This window comes from Aeromonas sp. Y289-2 (assembly GCF_027705925.1).
Classification (GTDB): Bacteria; Pseudomonadota; Gammaproteobacteria; order Enterobacterales; family Aeromonadaceae; genus Aeromonas; species Aeromonas veronii.
This window is the reverse complement of sequence record NZ_JAPDCH010000007.1, coordinates 179,800-205,745: the sequence shown is the minus strand read 5'-3', so window position 1 is coordinate 205,745 and position 25,946 is coordinate 179,800. Positions and strand designations below refer to the sequence as shown.

Genomic DNA, 25,946 nt, shown 5'->3' with positions numbered 1-25,946 from the left:
GGGTAAACACTACTAATGGACATTATCGCGAATTACGGCACCACTCTGGTGCTCGTGGCGGCCTTGTTCGGCTTTTTGATGGCTTGGGGCATTGGCGCGAATGACGTGGCCAACGCCATGGGGACATCGGTCGGCACCAAATCCCTGACCATCCGTCAGGCGATCATCATTGCCATGATCTTCGAATTTGCCGGTGCCTATCTGGCTGGTGGCGAAGTGACGGCCACCATCCGTAACGGCATCATCGACAGCAATGCGTTTGTCGATAGCCCGGACCTGCTGGTGCTCGGCATGATCGCCTCCCTGCTGGCGGCAGGCGCCTGGTTGATCCTCGCCTCCTACTTCGGCTGGCCTGTCTCGACCACTCACTCCATCATCGGCGCCATCGTCGGTTTTGCGGTGGTGAGCATTGGCCCGGAAGCGGTGCAGTGGAGCAAGTTTGGCGGCATCGTCGGCTCTTGGGTCATCACCCCGGCCATCTCAGGTGTCATCGCCTACTTCATGTTCATCAGCGTGCAGAAGCTTATCTTCAACACCGATGATCCCCTGAACAACGCCAAGCGCTATGTGCCGTTCTACATGTTCCTGACTGCGCTGGTGATCTGTCTGGTGACCATCAAGAAGGGGCTGACCCACGTCGGTCTGCACCTGAGCGATGGCGAGGGCATTCTGCTTTCCATCGCCATCTCCATCGCAGTGGCGTTTGCTGGCTGGATCTACATTCGCGGCCAGAAGTACAACCCGCAGGATGACAGCAAGATGCACTTCGCCAACGTGGAGAAGGTGTTCGGCATCCTGATGGTGATCACTGCCTGTGCCATGGCCTTTGCCCACGGTTCCAACGACGTGGCCAACGCCATTGGCCCGCTCTCTGCGGTGGCCTCTATCGTGGCTTCCGGTGGCGAGATTTCCAGTCAGGCAGCCATTGCCTGGTGGATCCTGCCCCTTGGCGGTATCGGTATTGTGATCGGTCTGGCGACCATGGGCGAGAAGGTGATGGCGACGGTCGGTACCGGCATCACTCACCTGACCCCGAGCCGTGGTTTTGCTGCCCAGCTGGCCACTGCCGCAACCGTGGTGATTGCCTCCGGTACCGGTCTGCCCATCTCCACCACCCAGACCCTGGTCGGTGCTGTGATGGGTGTCGGTCTGGCGCGCGGCATTGCGGCGCTGAACCTGGGGGTACTGCGCAACATCGTGGTCTCCTGGATCATCACCCTGCCTGCCGGTGCCATCCTGGCTATCGCCATCTTCTACGTGCTGCAGGCCTGCTTCTCCTAATCGAAGCGGCATTCAGCAAAAAGCCCGAGTCATCGACTCGGGCTTTTTTATTGTGCGCGGGAGCTGAGTGCTGCTCCCGTTGCATATCAGCCTTAGAGGCTGGCGCAGATTTGCCACAGATCGTACTGGATAGCGGCGGCGGTCACTTCCCGGCCTGCCCCCGGCCCCTGGATCACCAGCGGGTTGGTGCGGTAGCTGTCGCTCTCGATGGCGAAGATGTTGTCGCACGGCAAGAGGTTGGCAAACGGGTGGTGGGGCTCCAGCGCCTCCAGTCCGACCCGCGCCTTGCCGTCATGCTCGAAGCGGGCGACGTAGCGCAGTACCTTGCCGAGGCGCTTGGCCCCTTCGAAGGCGGTCTGGATCGGACCATCCAGCTCTTTCAGTCTGTCCATGAACTGATCGGCGGTCACCTTGCGCAGCGTGACGGGTACCAGATTCTCCAGCTCGATATCGGCGGAGTCGAGCTCGAAGCCTGCTTCCCGCGCCAGAATAAGCAGCTTGCGCCGCACATCCTGACCTGAGAGATCTTCGCGGGGATCCGGTTCGGTCAGACCGTGTTGCCATGCTTCGTCCACCAGCTCGGAGAAGGGGCGGGTGCCGTCATACTGCTGGAACAGCCAGGAGAGGGTGCCGGAGAAGATGCCGGAGACCCCCTGAATGCGGTCGCCGCTCTGGCGCAGCATCTGGATGCTGGACTGGATTGGCAGCCCAGCGCCCACGGTTGCGTTGTAGCGCCACTGCACCTGATGGTCGCGACAGGTCTGCTTGATGCGCTGGTAGAACTCGCTGTCGGCGGCACCGGCAAACTTGTTGGCGGCGATGATGTGAATGCCGAGCTGGGCGAAGTCGGGGTAGTAGCGGCTCACCGTTTCGCTGGCGGTCATGTCCAGCGCAATCAGCGCATCGAAGCCGTGCTGCTCAAGCTGGGAGAGCAACTCCGGCCAGATCAGTGGCTTGGGATTGAAGTTGTCCTGTACCTTGAGGGGGTTGAGCCCCTCTTCATCGAGCAGGCCCCCTTCCGAGCTGAACACCCCGTAGAGGGTGAGCGCCAGATTGAGTTCATGTTCGAGCCGTGCCTTTTCGCGGGCGTAGAGGCTCAGCCAGTGGCCGCCGATATTGCCCTTGCCGAACACCACCAGTCCGACCCGGGTCGGGCGGCTGAAGAGGGCGCTGTGCAGGGCGATGAGCAGCGGCTCCAGCACTACCTGACGCAGCACGGCAACCAGACTCAGGCCATCTCGGGCCACCTGTACGAACTCCAGTGGTTGATCTGCCAGCAGCTGATAGAAGCGGTGACACTGCTCCGCGTTGTCGGTGACACCGGCGCCGACCAGCGCCACCAGACTGAACCCCTCTTTCTGGATGAGGCCGGTGAAGCTCCCTTGCAGCTGGAAGTCGCGCAGTAGCTCGAAGGCGCCTTGTGCCACCTCGAGGGTGTAGGCGAGGCGCAGCACCCTGCGATCCGGCTGGCGCTGCAGGGTGAGCGGGTTGAGGCGGTGACGGGCCAGATGGGCCTCGATGGTGGCCACCGTCTGCTCATAGTTGGTCTGCGGCAGCACCTTCAGCTCGATGAGGGCGATCTGATCCACCGAGGAGACGATGCGGGCGCCGCCGGAGCGGGGGGCGCGGCGCAGGATATGGGTACAGCCCTCATCCGGGTTGTAGCTGCAGCGCAAAGTGAGGCGCTGGCGGCTGTCGGCCACCGGTTGCAGGGTGCGCGAGTGCAATACCGAAGAGCCAAGACGGGCCAGCTCGTTGGCTTCGGCGAGGCTCAGCCGCTCCAGCAGACGCGCTTCTTTCACCCGGCGCGGGTCGGCGCTATAGACCCCGGCCACATCGCTCCAGATGGTGGTGGATTCGCCGTCCGCCAGCAGCGCCAACAGGCTGGCGCTGTAGTCGGATCCATTGCGACCGAGCAGCAGGGAGCGCCCCTCCATGTCGGCGGCGATAAAGCCGGTTACCACGATGCGACCGGCATGCTCCGCCAGTCGCGCCTTGAGCAGTTCGCTGGAGAGGGCGGTATCCACCTTGACCAGAGCGCCATCCTCGGCGCTCAGGAAACTGCGGGCGTCGAGCCAGATAGCCTTGTCGCCGCGGCTGGTGAGCAGGGCTGCCAGCAGGCGCGCCGACCACACTTCGCCAAAGGCGAGCAGTCCGTTGCGGGCGAAGCGGTCAAACTGTCCTTCCAGCGTTTTGGCGATCAGCTGCATGTCGTCGGCCAGCTGCTTGCTCAGATCGAGCTGCAGTTCACCCTCCAGCAGGCCGTCGATCAGGCTCTGCTGATAGGCCAGCAGGGCAGAGATGGCTTCACCGGCGGCTTCGTCCCCCGCTTCGGCCAGCTCCACCAGCTGGATCAGCCGGTTGGTGGTCTTGCCGGCGGCAGAGACCACGATCAGTTCATCCCCGCCCACCTGTTGTTCAACGATACTGGCGACCCGGCGATAACAGACCGGATCCGCCAGACTGCTGCCACCAAATTTGTGGACGTGACGTCGCTTCAATCCTGCTTCTGCTGCCACCGCGATCTCTCCTTGTTGCTGCTGTTCCATTACTTCGCTACCTGTTCTGCCTGCTGTGCCTGTTCAAAAGCCTGAGCCAGATCGGCCACCAGGTCTTCACCGTGTTCAATACCGACTGACAACCGCAGCAGCTGGGCGCTGATGCCTGCTGCCTGCTGCGCCGCCGGGGTCATGGCCCTGTGGGTCATGCTGGCCGGATGGGCCACCAGACTCTCCACCCCACCTAGGGACTCGGCCACCGAGAAGAGGGTGAGGGCCGCGAGGAAGGCGCGAATGCCTGCCTCGCTGCAATCGAGTTCAAAACTTAGCATGGCGCCGAAGCCGGACTGTTGACGGCGCGCAATATCGTGGCCCGGATGGCTCGGCAGGCTGGGGTGATAGATGCGTTTCACCAGTGGCTGCTGTTGCAGGAAGGCGAGGATGCGATCGGTGTTCTCCTGATGGGTGCGCAATCTGGGGGCCAGAGTGCGCAGGCCGCGCAGGGTGAGGTAGGAGTCGAACGCCCCGGAGGTGAGCCCCAGACAGTTGGCCCACCACACCAGCGACTCGGCCAGTGCTGCCTCCTTGGCAATCGCCACTCCGCCCACCACGTCTGAGTGACCGTTGATGTACTTGGTGGTGGAGTGCACCACCACGTCGGCACCGAGGGCCAGGGGTTGTTGCAGCAGGGGGGAGAGGAAGGTGTTGTCCACCACCACCTGCGCACCCACCTCGTGGGCGGCGCTGGCGATGATACTGATATCTACCACTCGCAGCAGCGGGTTGGAGGGGGTCTCGACCCATACCAGTGCAGGCTTTTGCGCCAGTGCGGCGGCCAGTGCGGCCTCATCCCCCTGATCGACAAACTGCACCCGGTAGTGGCCCTTGGCCGCCAGATACTCGAACAGGCGCCAGGTGCCGCCGTAGCAGTCGTGGGGGGCGAGCAGCAGATCCCCCGCCTTGAGCAGGGCTGTGGTGACCAGATGGATAGCGCCCATGCCGGTGCCGGTAACCACGGCGCCAGCGCCCCCTTCCAACGCCGCCAGCGCGTCCGCCAGATTGGTGCGGGTCGGATTGCCGGAGCGGGCATAATCGTATTGACGGGGCTCGCCAAAGTCGGCAAAGGTGTAGTTGCTGGAGAGGTAGATGGGGGGCACCACGGCACCGTGTTGCTGGTCTGTCTCAATCCCGGTGCGAACCGCCAGGGTGGCCTTGTGGGTCATATCACTCTCCTTGATGTCTCTTCACACGCCGGCATCTTGCTGCCACGCGCCATCCCGCCATTGCGGGCTCATGGACAACCACACTACGCCAGCTTAAAAAAGACGTCAACACTTCCAGACGTCTAAATGGCTTTGCTGTTGGATTGCCATTAATTTCCTTAAGGGTTAAAATCCGCGCTCACGGCTAAATGAGAACAGGTGAGTCATGGGAACAGAGTGGAACGGCGACTACGTCAGCCCCTACGCGGAACACGGTAAGAAGAGCGAACAGGTCAAGAAGATTACCGTCTCGATCCCGCTCAAGGTGTTGAAAGTGTTGACCGATGAGCGCACCCGCCGTCAGGTGAACAACCTGCGTCATGCGACCAACAGCGAGCTGCTCTGTGAAGCCTTCCTGCACGCTTTCACCGGCCAGCCGCTCCCTTGCGACGAAGACTTGCGCAAGGATCAACCGGACAGTGTCCCGGCCGAAGCGCGCGCCATCATGGAAGCGCTGGGCAAAGAGATCGAAGATTTCGACAAGGAATAACCCCCAATGACGCGGCCCTGGCCGCGTCATTGCTATCAGCCATGTCCCGCTTCAGCCTGCGCCACTATCACCACCATGTCTGCAGTCATAGCCACGACTTTGCCCAACTGGTGATCCCCCTCGATGGCCCCCTCGAGATCGAGGTGCAGGGCCGGGGGCACAGGCTTGTCCCCGGTTCTGCTTGCGTCATCGCTCCCGGCGAGCGGCACGACTACGCCGCCGATCCCGCGCTTTCGTTTCTGGTGCAGGAGAGCGAGTGGCTGCCCGGGGATCTGGCAGTCCGCCCCTTTATCGAGCTGGATGAGCCTCAGCGCCACTACCTCGCGTTTCTGCACCGCATGGTGGCCGAGGGGCGGCAGGTGGCGGGCATGGAGCAGGTGTGGCTCTCCCTGCTGGCGGAAGGGCAGGGGATGCAGAGCGCAGCCATTCCACGCCTTGCCGCTCGCATCCTCAAGGTGCAACGCCATATCGAGGCCAACCTCGCTGCCCCGCTGACCAATCAGCAACTCGCCGCCATCGCCTGTCTTGGCCAGAGCCAGTTCAAGCTCGCTTTTCGCCAGCAGCTGGGGATGAGCGTCTCCCACTACATTCGCAGTCGGCGCATGGCGCTGGCGCGTACCCTGCTTGCCGGTACGCAACTGCCCATTGGGGAGATTGCCAGCCGCTGCGGTTACCAGAATCAGGGGGCCTTCGGCGAGCGCTTCCTGGCCGAGACCGGGCTCACTCCGTCCCTCTGGCGCCAGCAAAACGGCCGCCTGCCGCAACGAAACGGCTGATCGCCGAAGACGAGATGCTCTCTTTGGGCCATGCTGCGGGTCATGCAAGGTGCACGATAAACAGGAGCCAAAATGGAGACGATTAGCTGGCAGGATTTCGAGATGGTGGAGCTCCGGGTGGGCACTCTGGTGCGGGTCGAGCCGTTCCCCGAGGCGCGCAAATCGGCCTACAAGGTGTGGGCGGATTTTGGCCCCGAGCTGGGGATACGCAAGAGCAGTGCCCAGATCACCGCCCTCTACCAGCCAGAGCAGCTGGTGGGCCGCCAGATCATCGCCGTAGTCAACTTCCCGACCAAACAGATAGGGCCGTTTCAGTCTGAATTTCTGCTGACCGGTTTCTACCGGCCGGATGGCGCCGTGGTGATGGCTATCCCTGAGCGGGCGGTGGAAAACGGCGCCAAGCTGGGCTGAGTTCACACCCGAACAGAGACAAGAGAGGCGACCCCGGGGTCGCCTCTCTTTTTGTTTTCTGCTGCGAGTCGTTACTTCAACAGGCTGAAGATCAGCGCCGATACCGCCAGCGAACCGGTCAGCAGGATAAAGCCGTTGGTCCAGCCGTGACGGAAGCGGGCCAGCGCCTCCACCTTGTAGATGGCAATCACCGGCATGATGAACAGGATCATGGCGATGACCGGGCCGGAGAGGGTCTCCATCAGCCCCAGAATGCCCGGGTTGATGACGGCGGCGCCCCAGATAGAGAAGAACATCAGGGCGATGCCGACCTTGTCCGCCTTGGCCAGCGGCAGGCCGGTGGGCTTGGCGATCAGGCTTTTCAGGCTCTCGCGGGCACCGAGGAAGTGACCGAGGAAGGAGGAGCTGATGGCGATAAAGGCGATGAGTGGCCCCAGAGTCACGATCACCGGGTTGTCGGTGATGTTGGCGAGATAGGAGAGCACGGAGACGTTCTGGGCCTTGGCTTCGGCCAGTTGGGCTGGCGAGAGGCTCAGCACGCAGGAGAAGACGAAGAAGAGCACGAAGCCCACCAGCATTACGGTGGTGTTGCGCAGGATCAGGCCGCTCTTGGCTTCTGCCTGCTCGCCATATTCACGACGCTGCACGTTGGCAAAGCCGGAGATGGCGGCGGCGTGGCTGAAGGCGAACACGGTGACCGGCAGCGCCAGCCAGACGGTATTGAGGAAGCTGACTCCCTCAAACGCGGTCACTTCCGGCCACTGCCACTGAGGGATCAGGTAGCAGGAGAGGGCCGCCAGAATGGCCGCCAGCGGATAGACCATAAAGGCGAAGGCGCGCAGCATCGCTTTCTCACCCGCCAGCATCACAGCGATCATGGCGAACACCAGCACGCCGGAGAGCATCACCCGATCCGGGGTCGCCATGCCGAGCTGGTTGACCATGAAGCTCTCCACCGTGTTGGTCAGCCCGACCCCGTAGATGAGCAGGATCGGGAAGATGGAGAGGAAGTAGAGCGCCGAGATGAGGCGACCGGCCATTTTGCCGAAATGCTCCTCCGCCACTTCGGTGAAGTCGGCGTGGGGGCGTGACGAGGAAAGCACGAAGCGCGCCAGCCCGCGGTGGGCGAGGAAGGTCATGGGACCTGCCAGTACCGCGACGATGACGAGAGGCCAGATGCCGCCCAGGCCCAGATTGATGGGCAGGAACAGGATGCCGGCGCCAACGGCGGTGCCAAACAGACTGATGACCCAGTGGGTGTCGTGACGGCGCCAGCGGGTGGTGCTGGACGTGGTGGAGCCGGAACCGGATAGCTCCTTGGTAGCCTCTACAGATAAACTCATTACTAATTCACTTTTTGTTAGTGTTTTAATCTGAGTTCATTGTGGTTTATCGGGATTTAATTCTCAAAAAGCGAGACTGAAACATATCACTGCCATTGCGGGGTTTAGCCAGCGAGATTGGGAATGGAATCTGGATCGCAGAATGAAACAAAACTGATATTGGTGATTTTTGTGAAATATAAAACCAAAATTTGATCCACTGTCATTTTTTTATTTTGGCTAATCAGGTGTTTTCAGAATTACGTGAAAAATCGTACCATTTCTCGCCGACCGATTGTGATGTTTCACTATCATTTTGCCGCTTTGCCAGCGTATCACGCTGTTCAAGAGCGCCTTGACCAGCGGATCACACCGGCCATCACCCGGGGCAACTTCCCTGAAAAAGCAGGTGGCCATCGGGCCGCCTGCTTGTCTGGTGTGATGATATCGCTATCCGCCTAGTGGGCCAGAATGTTGCCCCAGGCGAGATCCGGATCTCCCATCACGATAAAGTCAGGGTTCTCCAGCGATTCGGTTTCGTTGTAACTGAGTGGCTGCAACGCTAGGCTGAGGATGCGGCCACCGGCCGCCTCGACGATGCACTGGGCGGCGGCGGTGTCCCACTCGCCGGTGGGGCCGAGCCGCACGTAGCAATCGGCCGCCCCTTCCGCCACCAGACAGGATTTGAGGGAGCTGGAACCAAGCGGGATCAGCTCGTAGTTGATGGCCGGGTTGAGGCGGCGGGTGAGGTTCTCCAGCTTCTGGCGGCGGCTGATAGCCACCACCAGTGAGTCGGGCTGCTCATGCTCGTGATGCATGGCGCTGATGGGCAACACTTCGCCATTCACCTCCTTGAAGGCGCCGTAGCCGCGCACCGCCCAGTAGAGCACATTGGACTCGGGGGCGTAGATGACCCCGAGCACCGGCACATTGTCCCGCACCAGGGCGATCAGGGTAGCGAAATCGCCGCTGCCCGCGATAAATTCGCCGGTGCCGTCGAGGGGATCTACCAGCCAGTACTGCCGCCAGTTGGATCGCTGGCTGAAGGGGATGTCGGCCGCCTCTTCGGTCAGCACCGGCACATGGGGGGTGAGCGCCGAGAGCGCCTGTTTGAGGTAGGCATCGGCAGCAAGATCGGCACTGGTGACCGGGGTCGCATCCTCCTTCAGCTGACGCTCGAACTGGCCGCCATGATAGATGTCGTGAAGGATCCTTCCGGCTTCGCGGGCAATCTCCTTGACCCCCGGCACCCAGGCCAACAACTCCTGCATCTCGTTATCCTCTGTCTGTTAACTGCCCGTCTGCGGGCTACTCTGCTTGCTCCGCCAGCCACTTCTGGGCCAGGAGCAGGGCACTGATGCTGCGCGACTCGGTGAAGTCGGGTCGCGCCAGCAATTCGTCGATCCGGTTCAGCGGCCAGGGGATCACTTCCAGCGGTTCGGGCTCGTCGCCGATCCGCTGCTCGGGGAAGAGATCCCGCGCCAGTAAAATGTCCATCCGGCTGGAGAAGTAACCGGGCGCCAGCGACACCTGCTTGAGCAGGGTGAGGCTGTTGGCGCCAAAGCCTGCCTCCTCCATCAGCTCCCGGTTGCCCGCCTCGAAGGCATCTTCGCCCGGGTCGATCAGCCCTTTAGGGAAGCCCAGCTCGTAGGAGTGGGTGCCTGCGGCATATTCGCGCACCAGCAGCAGGGTGTGGGCATCGAACAGCGGCACCACCATGACGGCGCCCCGGTTGCCGCCGCGCATCCGCTCGTAGATACGCTCTTCGCCATTGGAGAACTTGAGGTGTAGCGATTCCACCTTGAACAGTCGGCTCTCGGCGACGATATCGGCTTTGAGGATCTCCGGTTTGCTCTTGGGGTGATCCAGTTGGTCGGCAGAGATGTGCTCGGGTTTGCTCTTGTGGGGGTCGCTCATCGGACGCTGGCAGCTCGTTAAAAAATCGTGCTTCAAGAGTAAACGACTCTCACACCGAACACCACGGGCCAGGGATGGCAAAGGGGGAGGAAAAATCCGTTATACTGCCGCCCCGTTTTCCGAGATCCGCGATCAAGAGGCCCGATGCCACACTCCCGCGCTACCACCTTGCCCTGGCACCAGATAGACACCGTCTTGCTCGATATGGATGGCACCCTGATCGATCTGCATTTTGACAACCACCTCTGGCAGCAGCTGGTGCCGGAGCGTTACGCCGAGCGGCTCGGTCTGCCGCTGGATGAAGCCAAAGTACAGATCGACGTCCACTATCACGCCGTCAACGGCACCCTCAACTGGTACTGCGTGGATTACTGGAGCGAGACCCTAGGGCTCGATATTCGCGCCCTCAAGCAGGAGTTGCTTGCCAAGATCCAGTGGCGCCCCCACGCCATCCCCTTTCTGGCCGAGCTACGTGCCGCGGGCAAACAGCTGGTGCTCTTTACCAACGCCCACCCCGCCAGTCTGTCGGTGAAGGATGCGCAGCTCGGCCTTGCCGACCATCTGGATCTGATGGTGAGCACCCACGAGCTGGGCTGGTCGAAGGAGAGCCAGCACTGCTGGCAGGCGCTGGCCGAGCGGCTGGCGTTCGATCCGGCCCGCACCCTGTTTGTGGATGATAGCGAGCGGATCCTGCAGGCTGCCGCCGACTACGGTATCGGCTATCAGCTGGCGATCCAGAATCCGGATAGCTGCAAGCCGGAGCAGAGCATCACCGCTTTTCCGGCGATCCGCGACTATGCCGAGTTGCTGCCGCTGGCGATCTGAATCTGCTAAAACGACAGAGGGCTGCATCATGCAGCCCTCTTTCTTTGATTTGAATTTTGGTTATCTGACGCCTGATGGCGAAAAATCACAGCTCCCGAAACGGGCGCCGCTTCTCCTCTTCGATGACGATCGCCTCCAGATTGGCGACCCGCTCCTGCAGCTCCCGAATGACCAGATCCTGCTTGCCGAGGCGGTCGGTGATGCGGGCATCCCCCATCTGGTAGCGGGCCCGCTTGCCGAGGTATCCGAACAATACGCTGATAAATACGATCAGGACTATGCCTGTCCACATGGTCATGTCACGACTCCTTGTCGTCTATAAACGGCGAAAACGCTGATGGGATCCGTTCTGTTTTCTCACAGCCGCCAATTGGCCGCAATGGGTCCCGTTTCGCCTTTGTGATGCAGTTGGCTATTGCTGCCAGAGGGGGCGACCGACCCAGAGCGCCCACAGGGTGAGGTGCAGCAGCACGATAAACCAGAAGACCAGCCGGTAGCTGCGCTTCTGGGTCTTGTGGCGCAGCCACTGGCGGGCAACCAGCGCCCCCGGCCAGCCGCCGCACAGCTCCAGCAGATGGAGCCTCGATTCGGGAATGCGCCACTCACCCCGTACCGCCTGCCGCTTGTCCCAGGCGTAGGCGGCTACCGTGAGCAGGCTCATGAAGAGCAACACGGCCAGCGGCCACCACAGCTGCTCGCCGAGGCCGAGCCAGAGGGCGGCGCCCAGTGGCAGCAGCGCCAGCGCCATCATTGGGCCAGCTCCCAGCAGCGCTCCTCGTCCTGCTTGAGGGTGCGGATCACCTTGGCCGGATTGCCCACCGCCACCGAGTCGGCCGGGATGTCGCGGGTCACCACGGCGCCGGCACCTATGATGGAGCGCGGCCCTATGGTGACGCCGGGGCAGATGATGGCGCCGCCGCCAATCCAGCAGTCATCGCCGATCCGCACCGGCTTGTTGTAGGCAGTCCAGTTGCGTCGTTCCAGATAGTTCATGGTGTGGGTGGCGGTGTAGATCTGCACGTTGGGGGCCAGCAGCACATGGCTGCCGATATGCACTTCACCCAGATCGAGAATGGTGACGTTGAAGTTGAAGAAGGTCTTCTCGCCGATGTGGATGTTGCGGCCAAACTCGCAGGTGAAGGGCGTGCTGATCCAGCAGGAGTCGGGGCAGTGGCCGAACAGCTCGCGGCAAATCTGCTGGCGCAGAGGGCCATCTCCCGCCGATGAACCATTGAGCCGGGCCAGCAGCGCCTGACCGCGGATCCGGTCGTTGGCTATCTCCTCACTCTGGCTATCCAGTGCCCCGCCTGCCAGTACCTTGTCCCAGTCGCTCGCCATTGCTACCTCCTAATGCTGCAAGAGCAGGCAGTATACGTGACTGTCAGGGGCGCCGTCAGTCTGTCACTTGTTGCAGGTGATCTCCGTCAACCTGCGGGCCAGACGAGGGGGAGGATCAGCAGGGCCGAGACGAAGTAGGGGAGCAGCACCCGCAGCCCCAGACTGCGACCGCCGATGCCGAGGGCCAGCAACCCCTTCACCAGCGAGTTGATCAAACCGGCGAGCAGGATGCCGCGGGCAGCCACCTCCAGCGCCAGCTCCTTGTGGGAGAGCTGGGAGAGCGACAAGGTGATGGCATCCACGTCGGTGATCCCCGACACCAGCGCCAGCAGATAGACCCCCGAGTTGCCTACCTTGTCTTGCAGCAGAGTTGCCATAAAGCCGATCAGCGCCAGCAGCAGGCCGAACTTGATGGCGGTGGCCAGATCGAGCGGGTTGCTGGTTTCCGGCTGTACCGGGCCGTCTGTCAGCTCCTCGCGCTGGCGCCAGAACCAGAAGGCAAAGCCGTAGACCGTGGCCGCCAGCAATACGAGCGGGGCGATGAGGCGCATCGCCAGCTCGCTGTGAATGAGCAGCACCAGCACCAGCAGCCGCAGCCACATGGTGGCCCCTGCCAGCAGGATGCCGGTAGCCAGCAGTCGCTCCAGCCCGCCCTGCTCCTTGTTGAGACGGGCGAACTGCAGGGTAAGGGCGGTGGAGGAGGCCAATCCCGCCAGTATGCTGGTGAGCACCAGCCCGGCGCGGGTGCCGAGCAGCCGCACCGCGAAGTGGCCACAAAACGAGATGCCGGCGATCACCACCACCATCAGCCAGATCTTGAAGGGGTTAAAGGCATCGAGGGGCCCCATCTCCTCGTTGGGCAGCACCGGCAGCAGCACCAGCGAGATGAGCAGAAAGCGCAGGGTGGCGTGAAACTCGGTCTCGCTGAGAAACAGCATCCCCTGCTGGATCTTGCCCTTGAGCCCCATCAGCAGGGCCGCCAGCACGGCGCAGGCCACCGCCTCGCTCGGGCTCAGCAGTACCGACATCAGCCCCAGCAGATAGGTGAGCAGCATGGCTACCGAGCTGGTGAGGCCGAACTCTCCCTGCCAGCGCTGGGCCAGCCAGACCGAGAGGCCGCAGCCGATCACCACCGCCAGCAGGCCGAGCAGCGGCAGCCAGGGGCCCAGGATCGGCAGCAGCAAGCCGCACACCCCGCCAAGCAGGCCGATGAGGCCGTAGGTCCGCATCCCGGCGATGCGCTGGTTATCCCCCAGCTGGCGCACCTGCCAGCCCCGCTCCAGCCCGATAATCAGGCCGATGGCCAGCGAGACCAGGGCTCCGTTGACGGGTTCGGCATTGATCCACATGGCGGCTTCCTTTCGCGTCGTTGCTGCCTGATCCCATGATGGCACAGGGTTAAAGGTGGCAGAGGGGCATGGCTCACAGAGTCTGCGTCCGGCTCCCGATGCGAGTGGCTGATATGAGCAATAGAGATGGATCGCGAGCACTGCGCAAGAGTCGTACAGGCTATCGGGGAGGTGTTATGGGCTGCTAGCCCGCCATCGACGTCCAGATTTGAACGGGGATAGAAGACAAGAAGGGGAGCCAATGGCTCCCCGTTTTATTGATGGCGTCATGACCCGCTGCGGATCACTTCAGCTCAATCCAGGCTTCTTGCCAGTGGGACCCGACACCCGGCTCGAACTGGGTGGCGGTGGTGGCCCACTGCACGCAGTAGCCGCTGTAGGGGAAGGGCTTGCACTGATAGACCTTGCCATTTTTCGGCTGCTGCACCTTGGTACCGGCGGTGTAGGACTTGATGTTGTTCGGGAAGACGAAGTCATATTCGCCGCTGCTCTGCTCCTTGAACATCAGGTCCATGGTCTGCTGGATGGTCTCGCCGCCCGCTTTCGGGGTGGCCTTGATCACCAGCTGGTGGTGACCTGCCTTGAGCCCTTCCAGCGCCATGGTGAAGGTGTGGCTGCTGTCCTTGATGTCGGCACTGCTTTCACCCTTGGCCACGCCGCCGTGGTCATAGAGGGTGTTGGTGACGGCCAGATCGCCCTGTGCGGTGACGGTGAAATCGAGGGTTGCCTTGCCGTTGTCCAGCACATAGTCGCTGGCCAGACCGCTGACGCTGATACTGTCCACCACCGGCGGTTGCTGCTGTTGCAGGTCAATCTCGACCCGCTTCAGTTTGCTGTCTCGATGCAGATAGATGGGGTTCATACCGTAGACCGGATTGAACTGGCCATCGGCTCCTTGCTGACCGGCGCGGATCAGGCTCTGTTCGGCGTTGATCTTGCTGGCGAGGGCATGGGCCCAGTTGTTCTTCTGGCCCTGTTCGGCAGTGGTGATGGTCAGCACGGTTTGCAGATCGGGGCGCTCGCCGTTGGCATCGAATACCCGGGTCATCGCCTTGTCGCCTGCCGCGAGGTCGATGGAGGGGTAGATGGTGCCGGCCTGACTCCACTCCAGCGGCGGCTGGCTGCCATCTTTGAACTTGGCATCGATGATGTTGTAGAAGCTGTTGCTGGTGTCGCCGACTTCCCACACGCCGAGGATCAACTGATAACCGGTGCGCTCCGGCAGGATGCAGTTGTGGGTCACCTGCTTGGGCGGCTGCACCATGTTGCCGTCGATGACGCAGAAGGGGGTCAGATCGAACGAGGCGCGGGTGAGCGGCTGGTTGGGGTTCCAGTCCTGCTTGGTGAGGTAGTAGCGCCAGTTGCGGGTGACGTGGTTTGCGGTGAAGGTCCAGCTGATGGCGAAGGGGCCGGGCTGTACTTCACGCTTGGTCCAGCGGTCGCTGGTCTGGATGTTCAGCTCGCTCCAGCGCGGGCTGCCCGCCGAGGCGATTTGACCATCCTGCGGGCCGGTTTGCGGGAAGCCTGATGGGCCCTCCACGCTCTGGGGTTCCCACTGCACGCCGCCACACTGGCTGTTGCCGCCGGTTTTGCACAGATAGTTGCGGCTCTCTGGCTGGCTGATGTAGCCATGAGCCAGGGCGCTGCCGCTGGCCAGCAGAGCCAGCACCGCTGCGATGTGATGGAGTTGGATTTTTGCTGCCATACATTCCTCTGTTCGATAGATGTGGGCAGTCAGTTGGCCGGGGAGTTCCCCGATGCACACTTGCGTGTGGCAACCCCGCTATCCTGGACAAAACGTCTGTAGACCGGAGGCTTTGCGTCCCGACCTTTCGGTCAGTTTGCCAAATGACTAGATGGTTAGTGATGGGCCAAATGTTCGGCCATCAGCATTGTGCACCGCATTGATTAATTATTTGAAGTTAAATGTTTAAACGCATCATCAAATGGCGCGCAAATCATTCTAACTGGCTGTTTTTAAATTGTTCTCTTATCTGTGAATGGCGCCGATTAACGTTGAAGATGCCGATAAGATGCATGCTGACTGCGTGTTAGCGGCGTAAAAAAACCTGCCAGCTTGGCTGGCAGGTCGGGTGACAAGGCGACACAGGTTGACGCCATCAATGACGGGCGTGCTGCTCGCCGGAGGGGGGAGATTGGGGCGCCATCATCGGCGCCGCGGCGGACTCCTTGCCCAGTTTGAACACCGCAAGCCGCTCATCCAGGCTGCGGGAGAGACCGGCCAGCAGCTCGCTCTCCTGCGCCAGTTGCGAGGCGGACTGGGACATCTCCAGCGCCGAGTCGTTGATGCCGCTGACATTGCGGTTCATATCCTCGGCCACCATGCTCTGCTGCTCGGCGGCGGTCGCGATCTGGGTTGCCATGTCGCTTACATGCTGGATGTGGTTGACGATCAGGGTGAGATCCTGCCCCGCCTGCTGGGACTGGTTGACGCTGCTCTCCGCCAGTTTGCGGCTGGTATCCATGGCGTTGGCGGCGGTGACAGCCCGTTGCTGCAACTGGGCAATGGTGCTCTGGATCTCCTCGGTGGATTGGCGAGTCCGGCTGGCCAGTTGGCGCACCTCGTCGGCTACCACGGCAAAGCCGCGGCCCTGCTCGCCGGCACGGGCTGCTTCGATGGCAGCGTTGAGGGCCAGCAGGTTGGTCTGCTCCGAAATGGCGCTGATGACGGCGGTCACTTCGCTGATCTGCATTACCCCCTCTTTGAGCTGGTTGACCTGCTGGGTGGCCTGCTCCACTTCGGTGGCCAGCGCCTTGATGCCGTGCACGCTGGCATGAACGTCACGGTTGCCTAGGCCCGCTTCACCGGTCGCTTCCTGGGTATCCCGCGCGGTATTTTCGGCGTGTCCGGCCACATCGGAGATGGTGGCGCTCATCTCGTTCATGGCGGTAGCGAGCTGGGCCAGCTGATCCCGCTGGCTGGTGACTGCCTGATTGGTCTGCTCGGCAGAGGAGGCGATGCGCAGGGCTGCATCCGCCACGTTGCGAGCGCCCTGACTGGCTTCCAGCAGGGCGTGACGGATGGCATCGAGACTCTGGTTGGTACAGTGGGCGACCACTCCCAGCTCATCCTTGCCCTGTACCGGGATGCTCACCACCAGATCCCCCTTGGCGACCCGTTGCATGGCGTTGTTGATCTGGCTGAGGGGGGAGACGATGGAGTGGGTGATGCGCCAGCCCAGCAGCCCCATCAGCAGGATCACGATGGCGGTGGCGGTCCCCATCTTCATGTACTGGGCCCAGATGGTCTGCTGAATATCTTGCAGCAGCATGCCGGAACCGAGGATCCAGCCCCAGGGCTGATAGCCGGATACCATGGAGAGCTTGTCGGCGGTTTCGCCCGATGGGCCTGTCCAGACATATTGCAGGGTGCCCTGTTTGCCCCCTTTGGCGATATCCACCATCTGATACCAGAACTGTCCGGTGGTGGCGGCACCACCTTCGCCCATCTTCTGGCCGACCAGTTCGGGGCGGATGGGGTGAACCACCATAGTGCGGTTCTCGTCGATGACGAACAGGTAGTTGTTGCCATCAAAACGGGTGTTGGTCAGCAGCTTGCGCGCCTCCTGCTGAGCCTGCTCTGCTGGCAGGGTGTTGGCCAGAAACTGGATCTGGCTCATGGCCTGCTCCAGTACCGCATTGAGCCGCGCCTCTCGCTCGCTCATCAGATTGCGCTGGAGCGCGTTGGCCGAGATAAGCAGCAGCGAGACAAAACCGACAAACGCCAGTGCGAGCAGCAAGATCAATTTGCGGCTCACGGTGATATCACCGAGCTTGAACATGACTAAACCCTCATTTCCCTGTTGATTTTATGTGGCTCTGTACTGCGGCAGCCAGTTTGTAAAAGTTAACAACTCATTTACTTTCAGTCTCTTGCCGAGCTTTCTCAAATGAGCGTTTTAACATCAGTATAGTCAGCAGACAGCAACCCCCACTTTTTGGTAGCGTGTTGATGCGCATCCCTGCGCAATTTTTGCCAAAGAGTGTGAATGGTTTGGCATTTCTTCAAAAAAAGGAGTGGGCCCCGCTGCGGGTGACCCCATAACAAGAGGGAATTTATGAGTTCCATTGCCAGGAATTACTTCAACCAGCTCAACGCCGACTACCTGCAGGTGCACAGGCGCAAGGAGGATCTCTTCTGGTCCACCTATATGGGCACCAGCGATGATCAGGCCGGTTTCACCACGGCCGAGCAGGCCTACAAGGCCTTTTGTGCCAATCCAGCCCGTCTGCCCGAATTGCGTGAGATGTTGGCGCAGGCCGACGAGGATGACCTCAAGCGCGGTCTGCAAGGCTGGATCGCCTTCTTCGAGTGCAATGTGATAGAAGATCCCGCCGCTGCCGCCCTGATGGATGAGCTGGTGGCTGCCGAGGCGGCGCTGTTTGCCCGCCGCAAGGGGTTGAAACTGACCCTGCTGGATGAGCAGGGTCAGCAGGTCGCAGGCAGCCTGCCTGCCGCCAGTACCTCCCTTGCCGCCAGCCCGAACGAGGCTGTGCGCCAGAGCGCGCTCGCCATGTTCCACACCCTGGAGCAGTGGGTGGTCGGCAACGGTTTTCTCGAGGTGGTGGCGATCCGCAACCGCTTTGCCCGCGCCATGGGCTATCGCGACTACTTCGACTACAAGGTGCGCAAGAACGAGCAGATGAGCCCGGAGCAGCTGTTCGCCATCCTCGACGACTTTATTGCCCGCACCGACGCCCGGTTGCAGCAGAGCCTGGCCGAGCTGAAGGCCGCCAAGGGCGAGGCGGCCCTGCTGCCTCACAATCTGCGTTACAGCGTGAGCGGCGACGTGACCCGCCAGCTCGATCCTTACGTGCCCTTCTCGCGGGCGCTGCGGGATTGGGTCGAGAGCTTCCGCCGGCTCGGCATCCAGTATCGCGGGGCGACCCTGACGCTGGATTTGCTGACCCGGGAGGGGAAATACGAGAACGGCTTCTGCCACGGCCCGGTACCGAGCTTCTTCCAACAGGGGGAGTGGGTGCCAGCTGTGGTCAATTTCACCAGCCTGGCCGATCCGGCGCAGGTGGGCAGCGGCTGGAGTGGCCTCAACACCCTGTTCCACGAGGGAGGCCACGCCGCGCACTTTGCCAATGTCACCGGCAATGCCCCCTGCTTCTCACAGGAGTTTCCGCCCACCTCAATGGCCTATGCCGAGACCCAGTCGATGTTCTGCGACAGCCTGCTGGACGATGCCGACTGGCTCAAACGCTACGCCAGAAATGCGGTGGGAGAGTCAGTTCCCGATGCCCTCATCAAGGAGATGATTGAAGCGCGTCAGCCGTTTCGCGCGTTTAACGAACGCCAGATCGCGCTGGTGGCCTACTTCGAGCGGGATCTCTACGCCATGGATGAGGCCGAACGTAGCCCCGAGGTGGTGCTGGCGCTGGCCCGCCAATGGGAGCGCAAGATTGTCGGGGTCGAGAGCCCGCGTCCGCTGCTGGCTATTCCGCACCTTCTTAATCAGGAGTCGGCCTGCGCCTATCACGGCTACCTGCTGGCGCTGATGGCGGTGGAGCAGACCCGCGCCTTTTTCCTCAAACGTGATGGCTACCTCACCGACAACCCGCGTATCGGGCCGGATCTGGCCGCCCACTACTGGGGGCCGGGCAACGGCATGAGTCACGATGAGACCCTGCGCAGCCTGACCGGCGAGGGATTCAGCGCGGTGCCGCTGGCCGAGGCATGCAACCTGAGCGCAGACGAAGCGTGGCAACAGGCGCAGGCCTGCATGGCTGCCGCCCAGCAGCGCCCCGTGGCTGGCGAGGGAAGCCCGCTCGATGCCCATATCCGGGTGGTACATGGCGCCGAGCTTATCGCCGACAACAGCGAGTCGGAAACCCGCATGCTGGCCGACTTCGAAGCGTGGATCCTGAGCCACAGCGCACGAGCCTCAGTTGCGTAAGCTGGAATGCTCCCGGTTCTTGAGCCGGGGGCACTCTTGGCGTGGTTCTGATGTCTGTTCGCGGCGATGACTGGCTGGTGCGACTTTAGAAATGCTGATGACACAGGCTGTCGCATGATGGTTTTGGTATGCGGATTTCAGATTAAATATGTATTCATATGAACAAGTCTCTACAGAGCAGGCCATAAGCTCTTAGAACCTTATCGCCTCATATCTTTGTTTATTTTGTTAATAGTGTTTTTTGCACTCACCTTTGTGCATAAAGATTGATCTATTCATCTTTTTGAGAACCATTCCCATCTTGTCGGATTGACTAAATTGTCCACAGCTGCAAAATCGCCCACCTTGCCACTCCCGATGTGAATCGGGTTCGGAAAGCCTCAGATCTCCGCCCGGAGATGGCTGGGCCGCACATAGGAAAGGTGTGGCCGTTGCCCGCCTTTCACCCTCGAAATCAGCACACAAGTCAGGAAGCCCTCTTGCTCATCAGGCAGGAGCGGACGGGTGTGTATATCCGTATGGCCGTGCAGGGACGATACGACCAGCGTTTGTTATGGGTGGTATGTTGCGAATGAATCGCATCTTTTTGATGTTGGCGCTGTTGCCCCTGCTGGTGTGTGCCAGTGAGGTGGACAGAGTGCGTGAAGCCTGGGTGATCAAGGCCCGAGCGGGAGAGCTGGATGCGGCAGCGCACGGGCTGGATGCTCTCTATCGACAAAGTGGTGATGGCAAGGTGCTCGATGACCTGATCGCCGTGCAGTTGTGGAGGGGTGATCGCAAGGGGGCGTTGGCCGCCTGTGAACCGTGCGAGCTCAGCCCCATCAGCAACAGTACGCTGGAAGGGGTGGCCCGTGCCGCCCGCGACGAGAAGCGCTACTCCGAGGCGATCAGCTATTACCGCATCCTGCAGGGACGCGATCCCGCCAACCGCAATGGCTGGCTCGGGCTGTTTCTCACTGCCAGTGATCAGGGCAACCGCAAGCTGGCCCGCCACGCTGCGGGTGAATATGAGGCCAACTTTGGCCGCGATCAGGCGATCCTCGAAGCCAGCATCTATGCAGCCCGTCAGGGTGAGGATCCCATGGGCGAGCTGCTGGCTCGCCAGCAGTGGCTGGAGCTGGAACCGGATAATCACGAACAGGTGCTGGCACTCTATCGGGTAGCCGTGAGCCTGGGGGCGGGGCCTGCCGCTGCAGATCTGATGGGCCGTTACCCCAAGTTGTTCAAACCGGTCGACCGGCTCTGGCTCGACTATTACCAGGCGGTCAATTTGCTGCGGATTTCGGCCCAGACCGAAGATCCGGCGCTGGCCCGTCGCTCCCTTACCCGCACGCTGGCGCTGCAAGAGCGGATCCTGGCCCGCGCCCCCCACGATCATGTGCTCTATATCAGTGCCCGTCGCGATGTAGTGGTGACCCTGGTGGCCCTCGGCGATTTTGCCCGGGCCGAACGGGAGTCCGCTACGCTGCAGGCCGAAGGGCCGCTACCCGACTATGTGCTGGAGGCGCGCGCCGATGCTCTGGCCGGGCTGGGACTGGTGGATGAGGCTTCCGTGATTTACCAGCAACTGGCGACCCCGGCACGGGCCAAAGACAAGCGGCTGCTGGAGAAGCGCTTCTACGCCTATTCGGATGGCGAGCGCTATGGCGCGGCACAGGGTCTGCTGGCCGGTTGGCAGGAGCCACCGACTCGCTGGGATTTCACCGGCAACATGCGGATGGCCAATGACGACTACGAGAAGGTATTGCAGCTGAAAACCTTGCTGCAGGCCTGGCGTGGTGAGGCGGGGGCGGCAGAGCAGCAGCTGGAAGCGTGGCTGCAAACCGCACCTGCCAACCCCTGGCTCTGGCTGCAACTGGGGGATATTCGCCGCTGGCGGGGTCATCCCGATGGGGCCGAGCAGGCGTATCTGCAGGCCGTGCGCTGGCTGCCAGCAGGGCGCACCGTGCTGGCCGAGCCGGGTCGCCTCAATGCCCGGCTCGACAAGGGGGACTGGCAGGGCACGCCGCAGGCCGTGCGCACCCTTGGCAACCTGACCCGGGATCGTCAGGAGTTGCAGCAGCGGCTGACTCTGGAGCAGGCGCCACAATTTGTCACCGACTTGACCCATGGCCGCAACGAAGGGGGCTCGGTGCAGGCCAGCCGTGACTGGAGCTACGACAGCCGCCTCTACAGCGCTCGCAGCGATGGCGGTGATCGGCTGTTTGTCCGTCGTCAGGGCAGCTTTGGCGAGTTCGACCAGCAGCCCGAACGCGCTGCCTATACCGGGCTGGGGGCCGAGATCTTTTTCTACCCGCTGCAGCTGACGCTTGAGGGGGGCACGGGGAACGAGCTCAACCACAAAGGCTATCTGTGGAGTCGCCTCGACTGGCGGCTGGATGATCACTGGACGCTGGGCTCGGCCATCAACCTCAACAGTGCCGACACCCCGCTGCGGGCATTGGCGCGCGGCAACTACGCCGATCAATACCAGCTCGATCTGGGCTGGCGTCAGGATGAGACCCGCGAGGGGGCACTGCGGCTGGAGCGGATGGATATCAGCGATGGCAACCGGCGGCTGACGGCCTCCGGCTGGCTGCGTCAGGATCTCTGGCGCCGGGATCGCTGGTGGTTTGATACCACCTTGCGCGGCGCCACCTCACGCAACGAGGCGGTGGAGGTCGACTACTTCAACCCCCTGCAGGATCGCAATCTGGAGCTGGAGCTGGCGGGGCGCTACCGGCTGCCGCTGGATGGGCGTCGCTCCCTGCTGCAGAGCCTGACCATGAGTGGTAACCACTACTGGCAGCAGGGCTATGGCAGCGATCAGGGGTGGCAGCTCAGCTATCGCCATGACTGGATCCTCTCTCCCGCTCTCAGCCTGGGCTATGGCCTGGGCCGCCGTCAGGCCATCTATGACGGCAACCCCGAGTTCGGAAATTTCATCTTCGCCAATCTGCAATGGAGTTTCATGTGATGAGACGCTGGCTTGCTCCTTTCGTTTTGCTGCTTGCACTGCTGCCTTCGCTGACGCAGGCGGCCCGGCAACCCGATGACTATGTGGTGCTCTGCTACCACGATATCGTTGATCTGAAATTGACCCCCAACCTCAAGCTCTATCCCCAGACCATCCGGCGCGACACCCTGATCCGCCACTTCAACTGGATCAAGCAGCAGGGTTATCACCCGGTCAGCTTCCAGCAGATCCTGGATGCCAAAGCAGGCAAAGCACAGCTGCCGGAGAAGGCGATCCTGCTCAGCTTCGACGACGGCTACGAGAGCTTCTACCGGCTGGTCTATCCGCTGCTCAAGCTCTACAACTATCCGGCGGTCTTTGCGCTGGTGGGCAGTTGGTTGGATGTGGCCGATGACAAGATGGTCCCGTACGGCAATGACAAGCTGCCACGCAGCTACTTCGTCGGCTGGCCGCAGATCCGCGAGATGCAGGACTCCGGACTGGTGGAGCTGGCCTCCCACACTTTCACCTCCCACTACGGGCTGCTCGCCAACCCGCAGGGCAACGTGCAGCCGGCGGTGACCACCGCAGGCTGGAGCCAGAATGGCTATGAGAGCATGGCCGACTATCGGGCCCGGATAAAAGCGGACTTCGACGCATCAGCCAGCCAGCTCAGGGAGCAGACCGGTCGGGCACCACGGATCCTGGTCTGGCCCTACGGCGCCTTCAACCAGACGGCGCTGGAGCTGGCCCGTGCGGCGGGGATGCCATACACCTTCACCCTGGCGGAAGGGCTCAACAAGCTGAGTGACTCGGGCAGCACGGTGCGCCGCTATCTGCTGGAGGAGGACACCAGCCTCGAAACTCTGGACGAGATCATGGGGGGCAACACCTGGGAGCGGCAGGTGGAGCGCTTGGTGCACGTGGATCTGGACTATGTCTACGACAAGGATCCGCAGCAGATGAACAAGAACATCGACATGCTGCTGGACCGGATCAAGGGTTACGGTATCACCACCGTCTATCTGCAGGCCTATGCCGATGACAACGGCGATGGAGTAGCGGAGGCGCTCTATTTCCCCAACCGTCATATGCCGGTCAAGGCGGATCTCTTCAATCGGGTGTCCTGGCAGCTCAAGACCCGTGCCGGGGTCAAGGTGTTCGCCTGGATGCCGGTGATGGCCTACGACATGGGGCCGAACCACGCCTATGTCACCGACAGCCGTACCGGCGCCCCCGCCAAGGGGCAGTATCTGCGCCTCTCGCCCTGGGATCCTGCCAGCCGTCAGCTGCTGCTGGATATCTATGAGGATCTCGGTTTTTACACCAAGTTCGATGGCCTGCTGTTCCATGACGACGCCTTCCTCAGCGACTACGAGGGGCCGATGCCGCTGGCTCGCACCCCGAATGCGCTGCAGGCACAGGGGGAGCAGAAGACCGATCTGCTGATCGACTTCACCATGGCGCTGCGTGATGCCGCCGCTCGTTACCGGCAAGGGGGCGCCGATGGTCTCAAGACTGCCCGCAACATCTATGCGGCGCTGGTGACCGAGCCGCAATCCCAACAGTGGTTTGCCCAGAGCATGGCGGCGTTTGCCAAGGCCTATGACTACACCGCCGTAATGGCCATGCCCTATATGGAGCAGGCAGAAAACCCCGATGAGTGGCTGGCCAGGCTGGCGGAAGATTCGCTGGCACAGGTGCCGGCCAATCGGCTGGTGTTCGAACTGCAGAGCCGCAACTGGCGCACCGACCAGCCTATCCCCGATGCCGAGCTGGTGCGCTGGATGGAGATCATCCAGCGCAAGGGGGTGACCAACTTTGGCTACTACCCGGATGATTTTCACAACAACCAGCCGGATCCGGCGGTGCTCAAGCCGGTCTTCTCGGTGCAGACCCAGCCTCAGCCGACCCAGCTGCCGGTGACACCGGTCGCAGTCAGTGCCGCTAAAGCCACCCAAGGGGAGGCGATGCGGTGAAGGATCTTCTGGAAGGGATAGCCATCTTTACGTTGGTCTATCCCAGTCTGATGGCCATGGTGTGGGTTTGTGGTGGTCTCTATTACTACTTCCAGTGGGAGCGAAGGGATATCGCGCTGGCCAAGCGGGGGCTGGAGCTCCCCTATTACCCCAGAGTGACCTTGATGGTGCCCTGCTACAACGAGGGGGCCAACGTCGAGGAGACCATCGGCCACCTGCTGCGCCAGCGCTATCCCGATTTCGAGGTGCTGGCCATCAACGACGGCAGCAAGGACGACACAGGCGCGCGGCTGGATCGGCTGGCACAGCAGGATCCGCGCCTGATCGTGCTCCACCAGCACAATCAGGGCAAGGCGATGGCGCTCAACAACGGGCTGGCTGTGGCCAGCGGGGAGATCCTGGTCGGCATCGACGGCGATGCGGTGCTCGACTATGACGCGGTGCGCTGGATGGTGAAGCACTTCATCGAGAGCCCGAGGGTCGGAGCGGTCACCGGCAATCCGCGGGTACGCACCCGCTCCACCATCATCGGCAAGATTCAGACCGGCGAGTTCAGCTCCATCATCGGCCTCATCAAGCGGGCCCAGCGGATCTACGGCACTGTCTTTACCGTCTCCGGGGTGGTGGTGGCCTTTCGCAAGCAGGCGGTCGAGGCGGTCGGTGGCTGGAGCAATGACATGGTGACTGAGGATATCGACATCAGCTGGAAGCTGCAGCTGGCCGGCTGGCTCATCCACTATCAGCCCCAAGCGCTCTGCTGGGTGCTGATGCCGGAGACGGTACGCGGTCTTTACAAGCAGCGGCTGCGCTGGGCGCAGGGGGGCGCCGAGGTGTTTCTGCGCTACGGGTTGCAGGCGATGCGCTGGCGCAACCGCCGCTTCTGGTTGCTGCTGCTGGAGTATCTCTCCAGCGTGGCCTGGTGCTACAGCATGTTGCTGCTGGCGCTGATCTGGCTGATTGAGCCTGACTTGAGCGGACTGGCAGTGGGTCATCTGTTCCAGTGGACTGGGGTGATGATGACCGCGATTTGTCTGGTGCAGTTCGGGGTCAGCATCTTTATCGACAACCACTACGACAAGAGCATGGCCCGCAGCTTTATCTGGTGCGTCTGGTATCCGCTCATCTACTGGCTGCTCAATCTGGTGACCGTGGTGGTGGCGGTGCCCAAGGCGATCCTGCGTCGTCGTGGCCAGTTGGCGGTGTGGGAGAGTCCTGACAGGGGGGAGTCGTTCCGTGACAAAACATAAGTTGGCGAACGAGATGATCATCAGCAACGGTACCCGGCGCAGCTGGAAGTATCGGCTGCGGGATCTGCTGATCCTGCTGGTGACCTGGGTCGGCTGGATTTTTCTGGCCCTGCAACCCTGGCTCAACTATCTGGAGGCGGAGGAGGATGAGAGCTTTATCGGCTCGCTGGATGCCATCGAAGTGGGGCAACTGTTTCTGGCCCTGCTGTTCGGCATCTTCCTGCTGATCCACTCCTGGGCAAAATACAACAGGCTGCTGCACCGGTTGGTGGGCAAGCGAACGGCCTCAAAAGCGCCGTAATCATGAGGGGCCGGTCGGCCCCTCACTTTTTATCACCGATCAAGCACTGCGAAGCGGGCGGGGTACCCGGAGCGTTTTTTCCGGGCCGGTT

The 25,946-nt window shown here is 61.8% G+C and carries 21 protein-coding genes and 1 riboswitch; of the genes, 10 read left to right on the top strand and 11 right to left on the bottom strand.

Annotated features, from left to right (window positions below; translation table 11 throughout):
• The first annotated feature begins 15 nt into the window (after positions 1-15).
• The gene (locus OKC43_RS12905; RefSeq protein WP_005343043.1) at positions 16-1,281 is read left to right on the top strand and encodes an inorganic phosphate transporter; all 1,266 of its coding nucleotides are present in this window, start codon (positions 16-18) and stop codon (positions 1,279-1,281) included.
• Positions 1,282-1,373: 92 nt separating this feature from the next.
• Here OKC43_RS12905 and OKC43_RS12900 read toward each other — a convergent pair whose 3' ends face one another.
• Positions 1,374-3,830: a bifunctional aspartate kinase/homoserine dehydrogenase II gene (locus OKC43_RS12900; RefSeq protein WP_236271974.1), complete on the bottom strand. Its 2,457-nt coding sequence runs from the start codon at positions 3,828-3,830 to the stop codon at positions 1,374-1,376.
• Positions 3,830-5,002, bottom strand: a complete 1,173-nt coding sequence (gene metB / locus OKC43_RS12895; RefSeq protein ID WP_236271973.1) for a cystathionine gamma-synthase — start codon at positions 5,000-5,002, stop codon at positions 3,830-3,832. Before metB ends, OKC43_RS12900 begins: the two co-directional genes overlap by 1 nt.
• 205 nt (positions 5,003-5,207) lie before the next feature.
• Between metB and metJ the strand changes: the two genes are divergently transcribed.
• The 3 genes from metJ (at position 5,208) to OKC43_RS12880 (ending at position 6,718) form a co-directional block, all read left to right on the top strand.
• Entirely contained in the window at positions 5,208-5,531 is a 324-nt protein-coding gene (gene metJ / locus OKC43_RS12890) for a met regulon transcriptional regulator MetJ (RefSeq protein WP_005340251.1), read from the top strand.
• Positions 5,532-5,572: 41 nt separating this feature from the next.
• The gene (locus OKC43_RS12885; protein WP_236271972.1) at positions 5,573-6,307 is read left to right on the top strand and encodes an AraC family transcriptional regulator; all 735 of its coding nucleotides are present in this window, start codon (positions 5,573-5,575) and stop codon (positions 6,305-6,307) included.
• A 72-nt stretch (positions 6,308-6,379) separates the two neighbouring features.
• Positions 6,380-6,718, top strand: a complete 339-nt coding sequence (locus tag OKC43_RS12880) for a tRNA-binding protein (RefSeq protein WP_270659335.1) — start codon at positions 6,380-6,382, stop codon at positions 6,716-6,718.
• Between the two features lie 71 nt (positions 6,719-6,789).
• Here the strand turns inward: OKC43_RS12880 and OKC43_RS12875 are convergent, their stop codons facing one another.
• The 3 genes from OKC43_RS12875 to nudE all read right to left on the bottom strand — a co-directional run bounded on the left by OKC43_RS12875 (position 6,790) and on the right by nudE (position 9,957).
• The gene (locus tag OKC43_RS12875) at positions 6,790-8,061 is read right to left on the bottom strand and encodes an aromatic amino acid transport family protein (RefSeq protein WP_236271970.1); all 1,272 of its coding nucleotides are present in this window, start codon (positions 8,059-8,061) and stop codon (positions 6,790-6,792) included.
• Positions 8,062-8,498: 437 nt separating this feature from the next.
• Positions 8,499-9,311: a 3'(2'),5'-bisphosphate nucleotidase CysQ gene (cysQ, locus tag OKC43_RS12870; RefSeq protein WP_005348788.1), complete on the bottom strand. Its 813-nt coding sequence runs from the start codon at positions 9,309-9,311 to the stop codon at positions 8,499-8,501.
• A gap of 37 nt (positions 9,312-9,348) precedes the next feature.
• Complete coding sequence (gene nudE / locus OKC43_RS12865; RefSeq protein ID WP_236271969.1) at positions 9,349-9,957, bottom strand: ADP compounds hydrolase NudE; 609 nt, start codon at positions 9,955-9,957, stop codon at positions 9,349-9,351.
• 144 nt (positions 9,958-10,101) lie between these two features.
• On the opposite strand from nudE, the gene yrfG reads away from it, so the two are divergent.
• Positions 10,102-10,782 (top strand): GMP/IMP nucleotidase, encoded by a 681-nt coding sequence (gene yrfG, locus OKC43_RS12860; protein WP_236271968.1) that lies wholly within the window; start codon positions 10,102-10,104, stop codon positions 10,780-10,782.
• Between the two features lie 85 nt (positions 10,783-10,867).
• Here yrfG and OKC43_RS12855 read toward each other — a convergent pair whose 3' ends face one another.
• The 6 genes from OKC43_RS12855 to OKC43_RS12830 all read right to left on the bottom strand — a co-directional run bounded on the left by OKC43_RS12855 (position 10,868) and on the right by OKC43_RS12830 (position 17,272).
• Complete coding sequence (locus tag OKC43_RS12855; RefSeq protein WP_005348798.1) at positions 10,868-11,080, bottom strand: hypothetical protein; 213 nt, start codon at positions 11,078-11,080, stop codon at positions 10,868-10,870.
• A gap of 114 nt (positions 11,081-11,194) precedes the next feature.
• On the bottom strand, positions 11,195-11,533 hold the full coding sequence (locus OKC43_RS12850; RefSeq protein ID WP_204420204.1) for a DUF1294 domain-containing protein: 339 nt from the start codon (positions 11,531-11,533) through the stop codon (positions 11,195-11,197).
• On the bottom strand, positions 11,530-12,120 hold the full coding sequence (locus OKC43_RS12845) for a sugar O-acetyltransferase (protein WP_236271967.1): 591 nt from the start codon (positions 12,118-12,120) through the stop codon (positions 11,530-11,532). Before OKC43_RS12845 ends, OKC43_RS12850 begins: the two co-directional genes overlap by 4 nt.
• A gap of 86 nt (positions 12,121-12,206) precedes the next feature.
• Positions 12,207-13,469 (bottom strand): MgtC/SapB family protein, encoded by a 1,263-nt coding sequence (locus tag OKC43_RS12840; protein WP_236271966.1) that lies wholly within the window; start codon positions 13,467-13,469, stop codon positions 12,207-12,209.
• A gap of 283 nt (positions 13,470-13,752) precedes the next feature.
• Positions 13,753-15,174 carry an N-acetylglucosamine-binding protein GbpA gene (gbpA, locus tag OKC43_RS12835; protein WP_236271965.1) on the bottom strand — a complete coding sequence of 474 codons (1,422 nt, stop codon included), beginning with the start codon at positions 15,172-15,174 and terminating at the stop codon, positions 13,753-13,755.
• A 65-nt stretch (positions 15,175-15,239) separates the two neighbouring features.
• Positions 15,240-15,325, bottom strand: a riboswitch (cyclic di-GMP riboswitch).
• Between the two features lie 264 nt (positions 15,326-15,589).
• Positions 15,590-17,272 (bottom strand): methyl-accepting chemotaxis protein, encoded by a 1,683-nt coding sequence (locus OKC43_RS12830; protein WP_236271964.1) that lies wholly within the window; start codon positions 17,270-17,272, stop codon positions 15,590-15,592.
• Positions 17,273-17,548: 276 nt separating this feature from the next.
• Between OKC43_RS12830 and OKC43_RS12825 the strand changes: the two genes are divergently transcribed.
• The 5 genes from OKC43_RS12825 to OKC43_RS12805 all read left to right on the top strand — a co-directional run bounded on the left by OKC43_RS12825 (position 17,549) and on the right by OKC43_RS12805 (position 25,855).
• Positions 17,549-19,393 (top strand): M3 family metallopeptidase, encoded by a 1,845-nt coding sequence (locus OKC43_RS12825; protein WP_236271963.1) that lies wholly within the window; start codon positions 17,549-17,551, stop codon positions 19,391-19,393.
• Positions 19,394-19,964: 571 nt separating this feature from the next.
• The gene (gene pgaA / locus OKC43_RS12820; RefSeq protein ID WP_236271962.1) at positions 19,965-22,349 is read left to right on the top strand and encodes a poly-beta-1,6 N-acetyl-D-glucosamine export porin PgaA; all 2,385 of its coding nucleotides are present in this window, start codon (positions 19,965-19,967) and stop codon (positions 22,347-22,349) included.
• Positions 22,349-24,307 carry a poly-beta-1,6-N-acetyl-D-glucosamine N-deacetylase PgaB gene (gene pgaB, locus OKC43_RS12815; protein WP_236271961.1) on the top strand — a complete coding sequence of 653 codons (1,959 nt, stop codon included), beginning with the start codon at positions 22,349-22,351 and terminating at the stop codon, positions 24,305-24,307. Before pgaA ends, pgaB begins: the two co-directional genes overlap by 1 nt.
• Positions 24,304-25,554, top strand: coding sequence for a poly-beta-1,6-N-acetyl-D-glucosamine synthase (gene pgaC / locus OKC43_RS12810; RefSeq protein WP_236271960.1), 1,251 nt, complete (start codon positions 24,304-24,306; stop codon positions 25,552-25,554). Before pgaB ends, pgaC begins: the two co-directional genes overlap by 4 nt.
• On the top strand, positions 25,541-25,855 hold the full coding sequence (locus OKC43_RS12805; protein WP_064337383.1) for a hypothetical protein: 315 nt from the start codon (positions 25,541-25,543) through the stop codon (positions 25,853-25,855). Before pgaC ends, OKC43_RS12805 begins: the two co-directional genes overlap by 14 nt.
• Positions 25,856-25,946: the final 91 nt, after the last annotated feature.

What these genes read in the sequence shown, in the direction of transcription:
- yrfG (WP_236271968.1), top strand. Translation starts at nt 10,102, where the DNA reads ATGCCACACTCCCGCGCTACCACCTTGCCCTGGCACCAGATAGACACC.
- cysQ (WP_005348788.1), bottom strand. Translation starts at nt 9,311, where the DNA reads ATGCAGGAGTTGTTGGCCTGGGTGCCGGGGGTCAAGGAGATTGCCCGC.
- OKC43_RS12900 (WP_236271974.1), bottom strand. Translation starts at nt 3,830, where the DNA reads ATGGAACAGCAGCAACAAGGAGAGATCGCGGTGGCAGCAGAAGCAGGA.
- OKC43_RS12840 (WP_236271966.1), bottom strand. Translation starts at nt 13,469, where the DNA reads ATGTGGATCAATGCCGAACCCGTCAACGGAGCCCTGGTCTCGCTGGCC.
- OKC43_RS12855 (WP_005348798.1), bottom strand. Translation starts at nt 11,080, where the DNA reads ATGACCATGTGGACAGGCATAGTCCTGATCGTATTTATCAGCGTATTG.
- OKC43_RS12830 (WP_236271964.1), bottom strand. Translation starts at nt 17,272, where the DNA reads ATGTTCAAGCTCGGTGATATCACCGTGAGCCGCAAATTGATCTTGCTG.
- OKC43_RS12885 (WP_236271972.1), top strand. Translation starts at nt 5,573, where the DNA reads ATGTCCCGCTTCAGCCTGCGCCACTATCACCACCATGTCTGCAGTCAT.
- OKC43_RS12880 (WP_270659335.1), top strand. Translation starts at nt 6,380, where the DNA reads ATGGAGACGATTAGCTGGCAGGATTTCGAGATGGTGGAGCTCCGGGTG.
- gbpA (WP_236271965.1), bottom strand. Translation starts at nt 15,174, where the DNA reads ATGGCAGCAAAAATCCAACTCCATCACATCGCAGCGGTGCTGGCTCTG.
- pgaA (WP_236271962.1), top strand. Translation starts at nt 19,965, where the DNA reads ATGAATCGCATCTTTTTGATGTTGGCGCTGTTGCCCCTGCTGGTGTGT.
- metJ (WP_005340251.1), top strand. Translation starts at nt 5,208, where the DNA reads ATGGGAACAGAGTGGAACGGCGACTACGTCAGCCCCTACGCGGAACAC.
- nudE (WP_236271969.1), bottom strand. Translation starts at nt 9,957, where the DNA reads ATGAGCGACCCCCACAAGAGCAAACCCGAGCACATCTCTGCCGACCAA.
- OKC43_RS12905 (WP_005343043.1), top strand. Translation starts at nt 16, where the DNA reads ATGGACATTATCGCGAATTACGGCACCACTCTGGTGCTCGTGGCGGCC.
- metB (WP_236271973.1), bottom strand. Translation starts at nt 5,002, where the DNA reads ATGACCCACAAGGCCACCCTGGCGGTTCGCACCGGGATTGAGACAGAC.
- pgaB (WP_236271961.1), top strand. Translation starts at nt 22,349, where the DNA reads ATGAGACGCTGGCTTGCTCCTTTCGTTTTGCTGCTTGCACTGCTGCCT.
- OKC43_RS12850 (WP_204420204.1), bottom strand. Translation starts at nt 11,533, where the DNA reads ATGATGGCGCTGGCGCTGCTGCCACTGGGCGCCGCCCTCTGGCTCGGC.
- OKC43_RS12875 (WP_236271970.1), bottom strand. Translation starts at nt 8,061, where the DNA reads ATGAGTTTATCTGTAGAGGCTACCAAGGAGCTATCCGGTTCCGGCTCC.
- OKC43_RS12825 (WP_236271963.1), top strand. Translation starts at nt 17,549, where the DNA reads ATGAGTTCCATTGCCAGGAATTACTTCAACCAGCTCAACGCCGACTAC.
- OKC43_RS12845 (WP_236271967.1), bottom strand. Translation starts at nt 12,120, where the DNA reads ATGGCGAGCGACTGGGACAAGGTACTGGCAGGCGGGGCACTGGATAGC.